Annotated in this window: 12 protein-coding genes; 8 read left to right on the plus strand and 4 right to left on the minus strand. The window is 51.5% G+C overall.

Annotated features, from left to right (window positions below):
- Window positions 1–4 precede the first annotated feature (4 nt).
- Window positions 5–916: a LysR family transcriptional regulator gene (locus KTT_RS29255; RefSeq protein ID WP_160146207.1), complete on the plus strand. Its 912-nt coding sequence runs from the start codon at window positions 5–7 to the stop codon at window positions 914–916.
- Window positions 917–928: 12 nt separating this feature from the next.
- Here KTT_RS29255 and KTT_RS29260 read toward each other — a convergent pair whose 3' ends face one another.
- Window positions 929–1,516, minus strand: a complete 588-nt coding sequence (locus KTT_RS29260; protein WP_126601230.1) for a hypothetical protein — start codon at window positions 1,514–1,516, stop codon at window positions 929–931.
- A gap of 192 nt (window positions 1,517–1,708) precedes the next feature.
- On the opposite strand from KTT_RS29260, the gene KTT_RS29265 reads away from it, so the two are divergent.
- Window positions 1,709–2,152 carry a GNAT family N-acetyltransferase gene (locus tag KTT_RS29265; protein ID WP_126601231.1) on the plus strand — a complete coding sequence of 148 codons (444 nt, stop codon included), beginning with the start codon at window positions 1,709–1,711 and terminating at the stop codon, window positions 2,150–2,152.
- Between the two features lie 92 nt (window positions 2,153–2,244).
- Here KTT_RS29265 and KTT_RS29270 read toward each other — a convergent pair whose 3' ends face one another.
- Complete coding sequence (locus tag KTT_RS29270) at window positions 2,245–2,802, minus strand: hypothetical protein (protein WP_126601232.1); 558 nt, start codon at window positions 2,800–2,802, stop codon at window positions 2,245–2,247.
- Window positions 2,803–2,924: 122 nt separating this feature from the next.
- Between KTT_RS29270 and KTT_RS29275 the strand changes: the two genes are divergently transcribed.
- Window positions 2,925–3,605 carry a DUF1345 domain-containing protein gene (locus KTT_RS29275; protein ID WP_126601233.1) on the plus strand — a complete coding sequence of 227 codons (681 nt, stop codon included), beginning with the start codon at window positions 2,925–2,927 and terminating at the stop codon, window positions 3,603–3,605.
- Window positions 3,606–3,645: 40 nt separating this feature from the next.
- On the opposite strand, the gene KTT_RS29280 is transcribed toward KTT_RS29275, so the two are convergent.
- On the minus strand, window positions 3,646–5,322 hold the full coding sequence (locus KTT_RS29280; protein WP_160146208.1) for an NRAMP family divalent metal transporter: 1,677 nt from the start codon (window positions 5,320–5,322) through the stop codon (window positions 3,646–3,648).
- A gap of 735 nt (window positions 5,323–6,057) precedes the next feature.
- Here KTT_RS29280 and KTT_RS29285 point away from each other — a divergent pair.
- Entirely contained in the window at window positions 6,058–6,252 is a 195-nt protein-coding gene (locus KTT_RS29285) for a helix-turn-helix domain-containing protein (RefSeq protein ID WP_126601235.1), read from the plus strand.
- A 427-nt stretch (window positions 6,253–6,679) separates the two neighbouring features.
- Here KTT_RS29285 and KTT_RS29290 read toward each other — a convergent pair whose 3' ends face one another.
- Window positions 6,680–8,374 (minus strand): serine/threonine protein kinase, encoded by a 1,695-nt coding sequence (locus KTT_RS29290; RefSeq protein WP_126601236.1) that lies wholly within the window; start codon window positions 8,372–8,374, stop codon window positions 6,680–6,682.
- Window positions 8,375–8,739: 365 nt separating this feature from the next.
- Between KTT_RS29290 and KTT_RS29295 the strand changes: the two genes are divergently transcribed.
- The 4 genes from KTT_RS29295 (at window position 8,740) to KTT_RS29310 (ending at window position 12,059) form a co-directional block, all read left to right on the plus strand.
- On the plus strand, window positions 8,740–9,168 hold the full coding sequence (locus KTT_RS29295; protein WP_160146209.1) for an SgcJ/EcaC family oxidoreductase: 429 nt from the start codon (window positions 8,740–8,742) through the stop codon (window positions 9,166–9,168).
- 32 nt (window positions 9,169–9,200) lie between these two features.
- A complete protein-coding gene (locus KTT_RS29300) occupies window positions 9,201–10,004 on the plus strand; it encodes an SDR family NAD(P)-dependent oxidoreductase (protein WP_218031039.1) in 804 nt (267 codons plus the stop codon).
- Between the two features lie 98 nt (window positions 10,005–10,102).
- Window positions 10,103–10,924, plus strand: a complete 822-nt coding sequence (locus tag KTT_RS29305) for a putative GNAT family N-acetyltransferase (RefSeq protein WP_126601238.1) — start codon at window positions 10,103–10,105, stop codon at window positions 10,922–10,924.
- Between the two features lie 67 nt (window positions 10,925–10,991).
- Window positions 10,992–12,059 carry an alpha-hydroxy acid oxidase gene (locus KTT_RS29310; protein WP_162854204.1) on the plus strand — a complete coding sequence of 356 codons (1,068 nt, stop codon included), beginning with the start codon at window positions 10,992–10,994 and terminating at the stop codon, window positions 12,057–12,059.
- Window positions 12,060–12,089 lie beyond the last annotated feature (30 nt).

A 12,089-nucleotide genomic window follows, 5' to 3' on the forward strand; every position in this document is an offset into this window, starting at 1 on the left:
GAAGATGGAACTACGGCAGCTCACCTATTTTCTAACGGCCGCGCAGACCCAGAACTTTCGCAAGGCGGCCGAGATCTGCCTGGTGGCACAACCAGCGCTGAGTCGCCAGATCGCGGCTCTGGAAGACGAACTGAGGATAGAGCTCTTTCGCCGCGTAAAGCAACGCGTGGTGCTTACTCCAGCGGGACAGGAGTTCGCCGCCTATGTACGTGACGCCCTGGATCATCTACAGCAGGGGCAGCAGGCCATGGCGCGTCTGCAGGATGGGGAGCATGGCACGATCCACATCGGCAGCATCGAACCTCTCACCACGGTATTCCTACCCACCATCTTCCCCATCTTCCATCAGCGCTACCCAAATATCCAGCTCAAAGTACGTGTCAGCCGCACCGACGATCTGCTCCGGCACATCGAGCATGGCGAACTCGACCTCGGGCTCATCTTTAATCCCAACGTCCATCCCGAGGTCCTGGTCGTCAAAGAGCTCTTTCGCCAACCGCTACAGATCATGGTCGCGGCCGATCATCCCCTGGCGCAGCACAAAACGGTCCCCGTTACGCTGGCTCAGATTTTACAGGAACCGCTATTTCTGCTGGGGGAAACCTCGCGTCTGCGGCGGGCGGTAGATCGCGCCTTCGCGGCCCGCCGCATAACCATTCAACCTGTGGTAGAGATCGAATCCCTGGCCGGTCTAAAAGAACTGGTCAGGCAGGGCAGGGGCATCACCTTTATGCTGCCCGCCCTGCTCTATTCATCCGAGATCGACCGCGAGGTCGTCTTGCTACCCATCGAGGACCTCAGCGAAGAATTTGTCTTCGCCCTGGTCTATCCCCGCTTCCGCCGCATAGCACAGCCCGCGCGTCACTTTATCAACACCATTATGGACACCCTGGCGGCCACGCAGGAGGGTGAATAAATAGAGAATTGATCAATACCAGGCGTGAACAACGGTTGTCACCACCGGATGCGTCTGTCCCTGTGGAACCACATTGGCGGTCCAGATGGTCCCCTGTTTGGGCAATCCAGCAATGATAGCATTGTTGGTGCAGCCATAATCCACGCGCTCATTGCCAACCAGCGATGTCGCCCCGGTCAAAAACGTACAGTACGCACCATCTGAGAGCTGCAGTACCCAGGGCTGCATGCTATCCCCGGTCGCCGTAGTCGCGGGCAGCTTGCTCGTCAGCGTAGCCTTCACGCCGCGTGTATCCGTAGCGGGATTGGCATCACAGATCACGGCATTTGGATAGCTAGTCGAGCTAAAACATGGATCGTAAATAGTATTCACCACGATACATCGCCAGGCATCTTTACGAGGAGCGGCCAGCGAGGTTTCCCAACAGTCCGCCGTCGAATCGGAAGTAGCCCGCACGCCAGAGGGAAAAAAATGAGAGACCAGGGTCGCCTTTGGGACAGATTCAGCCACGCTACTGCCCGCGAACAAACAGAGCGCCAGCGCGATACCTGATACGATCGAAAAAAAACGGGAGATTGACGCTCCCCTTACACCTGACATGACTTCACCCTCAACTTTCTACATAACCATACATCCACATCAGATCAATACGAAGAAACCTACCACAAAGCGAGGTCCTCTAGTAAATAACGCCACAAACAAAAAAAAGATCGCAGCAGAGCGGGTTCTTGTTTGTCTTTAAACGGCGTAACAGGTATACTCAAGGATGAGAATCTGCTAAAGGATGAATATATGAATTATAAAGTTTCAGTTACGCAGGGAGAGCAAGAGCAATTCGCGAGCTTTATCCATGAACAGATCAAAGAGTTCAATAACCAGCGCTCGCCACATCACAAGGCGGCCCGCGCCAAAGGCGCCGTCAAGCAGATTAACGCCATCGTGACCGATGAACAGGGACAGTGGCTGGGCGGGCTCGCCGCGGAACAATACTGGAACTGGCTGGAGATTAACGATTTCTGGCTCCCCGAAGAGTTGCGCAATCACGGATTGGGCAGTTCATTACTGGCCCAGGTGGAACAGCTAGGGCGCGAGAATGGAGCACAGAAAGTCTTGCTCACCACATTTGAATTCCAGGGTAGAACTTTCTACGAGCGCCATGGCTATAAAGTGGTGGGAATCGTCGAGGATTATCCCCCTGGATCTTGTTACTACACAATGGTGAAAAACCTATCCTAATAGGATTTGGTGCGAGAGCAGGGATGGCCGCGAATGCGGCCATCCCTGCTCTCGCACCAAATTAAGCCCAAAAAACAGGGCACCCACGCGGGCTACCAATCATAGGAGCGCTTAAAATCTTCTTGCAGATAATTGGTGGGATCGGCGGCATCGATAATGACGGGAATCTGAGAGCCTGAGACGGGCAACTTGCTATCGCGCACGCGGCGTGAGAAGGTATATATTTTGCCATTCTGTGGGGAGGTCCATTCTAATTGCAGCCGATACTCACTCCCACCGGAGAAGAAGCGGCGTGGCCAGCGCCAGATACGCACCTCGTCAAACGCCACCACCGTCGCCATGATCTGGGTGCCATACCTGCGAAACCAGCCCTCTTCCTGATTCTGGATAAAGGTATCGGTAAAGATAAACGAGAAGCCCAGCACCAGGGCGCACGGCAAGATCCATTTCCAGGGTACCGAGCCATCAACAATAAAGGCGCCCCATGATGTCTTGATGCCGATGGCACCGATCACAATGCATAACAACAGAAGCGCGACGATAGCAAGATAGAGCCGAAAGGCCCAGCGCTGCAAGCGATACTCTCTACGAATAGTGGTTCGCGCTCTCTGCTTATCATAGAATTGTTGTTCATCTATATTCTGCTGCATAGAGATTCTACAAATCTACTTTCTCAGGCTGGCCGCGAGGCCGAACGAAATATACAATTGCTTTTCAAGCCTGTCACAATTATAATATCTCAAGCAAGCGTATAATGGAATAGAAGGGAAAAATGGAACAAGAAAAGGCGGAGCACGGATCCTCACTAGCGCAAAAGCACAGGGTAGCAGAGCATCAACTGGTAGGGCAGGTGCCAAAACTGCTGGTATCGCTCACATTACTTTTGATAGGAGTCTGTTATTTTTTCCTACCACCCACGCTCAGGATAGGGCCAGAATGGTCATTGCTGGCGATAGAAGGCCTCCTGCTCATTCCCATGTGGCAGTACTGGATCACCGGTCATGCCATTCCTCATCGCGTTGCGCGGCCGCTCAGCCTGACCGCGATGGGATTTGTAACGCTGGCCCTGATCGTTGAAATGGCGCTGCTGATCATCAAAATATCGACCTTCAACAGCGGCTTTATTCTGCTCCGCTCAGCGACGCTACTATGGATCAGCAATGTGCTCGTCTTCGCGGTATGGTACTGGAACATCGATGGGGGAGGTCCACGCAAGCGGCACGAAAACGCGCACCAGGCCAGCGACTTCCTGTTTCCGCAGCAAACCAATGGAGCCTCGTGGGAAGCGCGCTTCTTCGACTACCTCTTTGTCGCCTTTACGGGAGCCACCGCGTTCAGCCCCACCGATACCTCCCCACTCAGCCGCCGGGCGAAAGTCTTGATGATGTTAGAGGGGCTAATCTCATTTATGATCGTCGCGGTCCTGATCAGCCGCGTCGCCAACATTTTCTAGGCAGGACAGCGCCCCGGTAAGAGAAGCATACGACACGCACTTATTGCTGGCCAGTCAGCAGCCCGTAAAAGAGCAGGACAGCCGCCACAGCCATGATCAGGAAGGTCAATACCAGAAGCACATTAGAGATCCAGCCAAAGGTATACTGCCGCATAATCTTGCGATTATTACCGACCAGCAAAAGATACACAACCAGCACAGGAGCCAGCACGCCAGAGATAATATTAGCCCACAGAATAAGCTGGATTGGATCCAGGTGGCAGAAGGCGAGCAGCAGGCTGAGTAGCAGGGCCGCGGTAAGGATCAGGTAGAAGCCCTCGCTCTGCCACGGCTTTTTCGACAGCCCGGACGGCCAGCCAAACGTACCGGTAATAGCATAAGAAGTGCTGGCCAGCAGCACAGGGATCGCCACCAGGCCCGCGCCGATCAAGCCGATCGCGAACAGATATTTCGCCACGGGCCCCATAATCGCGACCAGGGCCAGCGCGGCATCCGCCGCCGTCGAGATAGTTTTATGATGGGTGAACAGCGTGGTCGCGGTACATACAATGATACAGTAGGCCACCAGATTTCCACTCACGACACCAACACCAATATCACCAAAGGCCTGCCATAATTTCTGCCTGGTACTCCCTGGTCGATGCTCTTCCTTCTCTCCCTGCACCTGCCAATAGATGTTATAGGGAGAGATAGTCGCTCCCAGCAAAGCTACGGCACTACTAATACTGGCAAAAGTAAAATCGATATGTGGTAGAAACGTATGGCTAAGAATCGAGCCCCAATCCGGTCGGACCATAATATCGGTGATAATATAGACTATAAATGCCAGACTCATTACAATAAAGATTCTTTTAAGCGCCTCAAAATTGCTAAAAACGGTTAAATACCAGAGAATCAGGGCGATTGGGGCGATAAACCAGATCCAGCTGATGTTCGTCAAAAGTTGAAAACCACTACCAATCGCGACCAGATCGGCGGTGATCAGGACAACATTGGCGATGATCAAGGCCAGGGAAGCCACAATAGCACTGGCACGGCCATAATGCTCGCTCAGCACTTCAGCCAGGCCTTTTTGCGTCAAACGTCCTATGCGGGCACAGGAATACTGTACAACCTGATATAAAGGGGTGGAGAGCAACATCAACCAGAGGTGCCCAAAGCCCACCTGCGCACCATCTATAGAATATGAAGCCACCGCAGATGAGTCATTACCGGCCATACCTGCCAGAAATCCCGGACCCAACATACGCAGCCAGAAGGAAGAGCGCAACTGCGTATCATGACCATCATCCTGATGACCATGCACATGGCGCCTGGCTTCCATTTCCCGGACGCCCTCCGCAGTAGGAAGGTCCCTCTCAACCTCATTCAGCATTGAATCCTGGTGTTGCTGCTCGCTCATGATCTCTTCAACCCTGTGAGCGTTCAATGTCCTGGCTTCCTGCTCATCAATATCCAGGACTACATAACCGGGATGGTCACCTTCACGCTTGCTGGCAGGCACAATTTTCTGCACGCGATCTAAAGGCACCTCCAGTTGCTTTTGAAACACGGTCCCTTTTTGAACAATAAGTTTCGCAGTATTCCCCTGCTCATCCTTCACCACCTCATGTACATAAGGTCGACTGATATCCTCTTCACCCAGATTCCCATCCTTCGTCTCCACCAGCATCCCTGGCTCGATACGGCGAGAACTCTTATGCTTCCTTTTCGACATATATATTCCTTCAAAATGTTTTTCGTTGCAGGCAACACGACACCATAAAAATAAAGAATAGTACATCCATGTAAAATTCTGGTTAGTATCCTAAACCAATGCGTTTGCACAACATTTCACATCAAGCGCTTGTAAATATGTTACCACTAACACGTAACTACAAGAAATCGGGACGCAACCATAGCAAACAGAGAAATATGCGGCAGCTGGCACGCGAGACAGGAAAAAGAGGTCCGAGGAGAGGAACCTTTTAGGGGTAAAACTGATGTTCTATCCACTATCGCAATAAAAATGGTTTACCCTTAGTTTAATTCTATAAGGAATATACATTTAACTGTCACCTGCGGCACAGTAACATCTCTCTTTTATACCTCGTATCCTCCGAACCATGCCAACGTAATTGGAATATTCGCGTAACCTATTCGCCTATTCACACGTGTAATAAATATGAGGCAATAAACTATTAAATTTAATAGCGGCCAGAAGAAAATTCCTCTTCATTGCCGTTATTGTTCAGAATACAACACGAAACAATTCATCGCGATAAAGACGTTAATCAACATTATTTGCATAGATAGATATTTACAAATGTCTTTAATTGCGATACAATATAAAAACAAGTTACACGTAGTTTATTCATTAGCAGATAATTTCATTAGTCTTTCTGTTTTTGAATAAAGCGCCGTTTTGAAACGGCATTCAAATAGTAGAACATCAGAAAAGGAGACACACCACATGAGCGAGCTATTAACTGTATCGGAAGTTGCGAATATCTTGAGGGTAGATGACACCACGGTTCGTCGCTGGGTAAAGCAGGGTGCGCTAGAAGCGATCATTCTTCCACATGTGAATGAGCGCCAGGCTTATCGCATCAAACGTGAGACCCTCAACAAACTGCTGGCTGGTCAGAGCGAACTGACGCATGCCTGATTTGCGCAACGTACGTACGTGTGGTCAACTAATCTACAACACGAATAGTTGACCACACGTTGAAAAGAGCGGATATCCTTTGCGGGATATCCGCTCTTTTCAACTAAGGAAAGAGGCACGTTCACTGAGAGTGTCGTCTTACTTCAACGAAAGCGAACTCGATTGCGCGGCCGCGCTAGTTTTGTGTGTTGGTGCAACTGGGGTGCGGATGCGCCCCAGTTGCACCAACACAATGGACTCGTACGCACCAGAGATGCGAAAGCTCAGGCAGCCCGCAGGCGATGATCGTGAGAGTAAGGCACACTCTTATATGTTATGATGAATGATACACATGATGCGCACAATGTGTATCATTCATCATAACATATAGAACATACTTGTACCCCATCACAAAAAACAAGCGTGAACATCTAGGCGCATATATGATTCAACAGCGCTGGAGGGTTTGGGCGAACAAGGATACCGAGCCGAAACGCTCCGCGGGCTTCTTCGCCATGGCGGCGGCCAGTACCGCATTAACAGACGAAGGCAATTTAGGATTCCAGGTTGTAGGAGGAGGAGGAAACTTTGTCGTATGCAGAATCTTCATTACATGCTCAGCATTGCCCTGAAATGGAGGACGTCCGGTCAACAACTCATAGGTAATAGCGGCGAGACCATACTGATCAGAAGCCGGATAAACCGCTCCATCCCAGCGTTCGGGAGCCATATAAGGGAATCCCTCGGGCAGTTTTGAGAAATATGAGCCGTCCTGCACCACAGAAAAGTCGGCCAGGGCCACTTCCAGTTTGGCTATCTTTTTACTCTGATTCAGCACCAGAATATTTGACAGCTTAAAGTTCTGGTAGGTCACCTGATAATTATGGGCAAACTGCAACGCATCGGCCAGTTGCAGGATAACTGGCAGCACATCCTTCAGCATAAACGGGGTTCCACCACCATAGCGGCGTATCCAGGCAGCCAGCGATCCCTCGGCGCAGAAAGGCATGTTTTTATAGATAAAATTTGTGCCACTGATGTATGATTTACCGCAGTTCAGCACAGGCAAGATATGGGGATGTTGCAGAGGACCCAGCAGTTCCGCCTCTTGTTGAAAGACGGTCACTTCCTCAACAGAATCCTTCATCACATAAAACGGTACCATATCCACCTGAATCGCCTTCAACGCGCTCTCCTGCTCGCGCAAGCGATCATAGGTACGATACACCTCACTATATATACTGCTTCCAAGGCGAGCCCGAATCTGATAGCGTCCCAGACTCTGCCCATCCAGATAAACCTTTTCCTTTCCGGGAAGTTCAGCTTTATCTGTATGAGACTCGCTCTTCAAATCTCTGGAGGCAGGCGGCTCTGTATGCAGTGAATGCGTAGAAGACCAATGAGTACCAGATGGGGATGTGGTCTGATTACCCTTTGGGGGCACAAAAGGAGGAGGGGTCATGGAGGGATGCGAGGCATCTGACGCCAGACCACGCGTGGGCACCGAAGTGGGTCCCTTGGGAAAAGAACCGCTAGCCGGGGAAGAATCCACCAGAGAACGGCTGTCATACCCAACTGGCCGCGCAGGCTGGCCAAAACCCTCTTTCTGTTCCCCAAAACGATTAAATAAAGGTCTGGTCGTGTATGGATAAGGAGTACGAGATTGATCAGGGCTACTACCAGGCGGTACGGATGGAGGGAGAAACTCACCAGAAAGGGAAGAACCGAAGGCGGCGGGACGCACGTCCTGCAGGCGAATCATCAGAGGCTCCCAGTCATAGCGCTGTAGCAACTGCTGCTGCAGGCGATTCACAAATAAACGATTCGATCCATCTTCCTTCCCAAGCACAATAGCCAGTGGCAGACAGCTACCACGCAGAAAGGCAGTAAATGCATCAAGCTCGTTAGAAACCGCTACGGGCCGGTAGCCAACAGCGGTTAACAGGCCACCAATATACTGGGCACGCTCCTGGTATGCATCAATAATGAGCACAGTAAGTGCATTGCGAACAACAATCTCCCTTGATGTTTTCGTCGCTAGAGGCTGTCTTAGCCTTTGCTGCAAGAGCTTGAGTAAGGAATTCAAAACTTGATCCGGTTGATCAAAAGAAAAAGGTATTTCATGCATTACAGTATTGGCCATCGACAAATTCCTATATTACACCCTCGTAGGTGCCTAGTGCTGAAAAAATACAACACATTCATTCTAAGATGACATACCCCTTATAGCTTTTATAACGAACAACTTACCGCAGATAACGTGAAAAAAACATTGCATGGAAAATAAGTATACTATTCCTGAGCTAATTAGTCCACCATAATACAGGGTGACATGCTTTATTAATAGATGCGGCAAATTCATTATAATATGGTAGCCGATAAAATGGTAGCCTCCTATCTTTTTTAACTAGTGCAGACGATAGATATTGGGTATACTATTTTACAGGTAGCTATGCATTTTTTCTCAAGCGCATAATATGTCCACGCCTGATAGGAGGACGCATGCTGATGAATCAAACAACCTCTAACACCACCGCGGTCCAACATATCATTGAGCATCTGGCAGGTGCATGGAACAATCATAATGAAGACGACCTGGCGCAGCTCTTTCGCGAGGATGGAGAATTTACAGATGTTGCGGGACAACTGATGCGCGGGCGAGCGGAAATCGCACGGATGCACCACCAACCCTTTACAACAACGCAGAAGCACGCCATCCTTACCATCAAAGATATACGCATAACCTGGATTACGGCCACCTGCGCCTCAGTTGATGTTCATTGGAACACAACGGGACATCAGACGTTAACCGAGCAGCCATTGCCAGCCAGAAACGGTCTGATGACTCTCATTGTCGTCCAGGAAGAAGAGCGCTGGTTAATTGCCGTAGGACACAGCTTCGATTTTACGGCCACCTACCGCAGGTCGGATCCCTGAAAGGTCCAGGTAGGCTAGAATAGGAACATACGGTGGAACAACAAAGCAATGTTAGCCTGTTTGATCTGCATGGAAAGACCGCGCTGATTACAGGTGGCGCGCTGGGCATCGGGCAAGCCAGCGCCAGGAGACTCGCGGAAGCCGGGGCCGCAACCATGCTAGTCGACATTAATCTGGAGGCTGCTCGGGCAACGGCGCAAGACATCCAGGCGCGGGGTGGCCGAGCCTCCGCACTTTATGGAGATGTCAGCGAGGTGCACAGCATCGATGCGATCATTCAGACAACGGTAGAAACATTTGGCAGCCTGGACATCCTGGTCAACAACGCCGGCATCTATCCTTTTGCATCTGTGCTGGAAATGACGGAAGCCGCATGGGATCAAGTGCTGGCCATTAATCTTAAAGGTGCATTCTTCTACGCCCAGAAGGCAGCGCAACAGATGATCAAGGCGGGGCGCGGCGGGCGCATCATCAACATATCCTCAATCAATGGCCTGACCCCCACCCGGTTCTTAAGTCATTATGATGCCTCTAAAGGAGGCATGATCGCCCTCAACAGGACGCTGGCTCTCGAATTGGGACCACACCACATCAACGTCAACGCCATCGCGCCAGGAGAGATCATCACGCCGGGCACCTCCGCCGCCTCACCAGAAACACTGGAGCAGGCGGGCGTCACCGATATGAACAACAGCGATTTCCTGCAGCAGATTCCACTCAACCGCCTGGGCATGCCCGATGATATCGCCAGGGTAGTCCTCTTTCTCGCCAGCGAGGCCGCCAGCTACATGGCGGGCAGCCTGCTCACCGTAGACGGAGGGTATCTCCTCACCTGATCGTGATACACTCCTTGCTTGTAGAGAAAGCAGCATGGTAGGATAGATGGAGAAGCCATAACAATCTATTATCTTCAAGAACGGACCACTGCATGAGTATGAGCGGTAGGATTCTTCAGCAGAGCGGCTATCCAGGCGTCATCGCGGCCATGGAGAAGAACCTGATTGAATTTATTATGTACTGTAGCTGTATACCCGGCGCCCAGGCCTATCAAAGCAGCGATCACATCGCCGCCATTACCGGCATACCGCAACCATCCCTTAATGTTGTGATGGGGGTAAAGATGGATGAACAAACGATTATGACCCGCATCAAAGAGATCATGATCCCATTTCAGGCTCGTCAGGTACCTATGCTATGGTGGCTCTTCCCCGATACTCAACCCGCCAATTTAGGCTATTATCTCAAACGCAGCGGATTGCAATACAACGGCACCGAACCCGGCATGATGATCGAACTCTCCCGGCTCCCGACCACGCTACCCACGATCGACGGCTTCAGCATCGAAGAAGTAGAAGACGCCACCGCCCTGAACGAATGGATACAGGTCTCCTCCATTGCCTTTGGAGGTGCCGCTGGCAACATTGATCCCGAGTACATTAAATTTGAACAATGTCTGGGCTGGGGAAAAGACCTGCCAGACCGGCGTTTCCTCGGCCGCCTTCATGGCAAGGCGGTTGCCACCTCCTCCATGTTTCTAGGCGCGGGCGTCGCGGGCCTCTTTTCCGTTGGTACCCTGCCAGAAGCGCGCGGACAGGGTATCGGCAGTGCCATCTCTGTAGCCCCTCTATCAGTTGCACGTACTTTAGGATACAATATTGGTGTGTTGCAGGCCTCGCCAATGGGTTATAGCATCTATGCCCGCATTGGTTTCCAGGAATGCTGCAGCATCCAGACCTATCTCTGGGCCCCACGCTAATGTATCCCTGCAGGTAAAAGGCAGAAAACTCAGCCGCCAGAGCGTTCAAGATGATTAGGAGTAGTGTATGATGCAACCGATCAACCTGCATGATTATGAGATGCTCGCCCAGAAACGTCTCGCAAGACCCGTATGGGATTACTATCAGGGGGGTAGTGACGACGAAATCTCTCTGCGAGATAATCGCGCCGCTTTTGCCCGGCTGCGTTTGCGACCTCGCGTCCTGGTGGATGTTAACAACTGCAATACCGCGACATCCGTACTAACAAGAGAGCTCACGATGCCCATCCTGATCGCCCCGACGGCGGCACATGGCATGGCCCATAGCCAGGGAGAGTGCGAGACCATACAGGGTGCCGACGCGGCAGGTAGTGGCATGATTGTCAGCAACGATGCCACACGCAGCCTGGAAGATATCTCCAGAGTCAGCCATGGATTGCGCTGGTATCAGCTCTATATCCGTACCTTGTCTGAGGCACGACAACTGGTTAAGCGAGCCGAGGTAGCGGGCTACCAGGCGATTGTCCTGACAGTAGATACGCCCCTGCTCTCGCGGCGTGAACGCGATATACGCAACAAGATGGGCAGCTTCCAGAGAACATATTATCCGGGAGCATTTGCTGGCAATGTCTTCAATAGCATTAACGGCAGCATAGACGATGATGAGCGTGCAGCCTATGCAGGTCATACCCTGACCTGGGACATCATCGCCTGGTTACGCACGCACACCAGCCTGCCGATCATACTCAAAGGTATTTTGACGGCGGAAGATGCCGCGCTGGCGGTACAGTACGGAGCCGAAGGTATTATCGTCTCCAATCACGGAGGAAGACAGCTAGACGGAGTCATCGCTCCCATCGAAGCCCTGCCAGAGATCGTCGCGGCCATCGATGGCCAGTGCCCAATCTACCTGGATGGAGGGATACGGCGAGGAACCGATGTTTTGAAAGCCCTGGCGCTGGGAGCCCAGGCGGTCATGATCGGGCGTCCGATCTTATGGGGACTGGCGGTCGGAGGGTCCGAAGGAGTCAAACACGTCCTGCAGATTTTGCAGCAAGAGCTCCGCTCCGCCATGGTCCTGGTTGGAAGTCCCACAATCAAACATATATCCCGTTCACTTATTCAATGGACTTAAATACTACAATCAAAACGACCCGAGGCAATA

Source organism: Dictyobacter aurantiacus (assembly GCF_003967515.1).
GTDB lineage: Bacteria > Chloroflexota > Ktedonobacteria > Ktedonobacterales > Ktedonobacteraceae > Dictyobacter > Dictyobacter aurantiacus.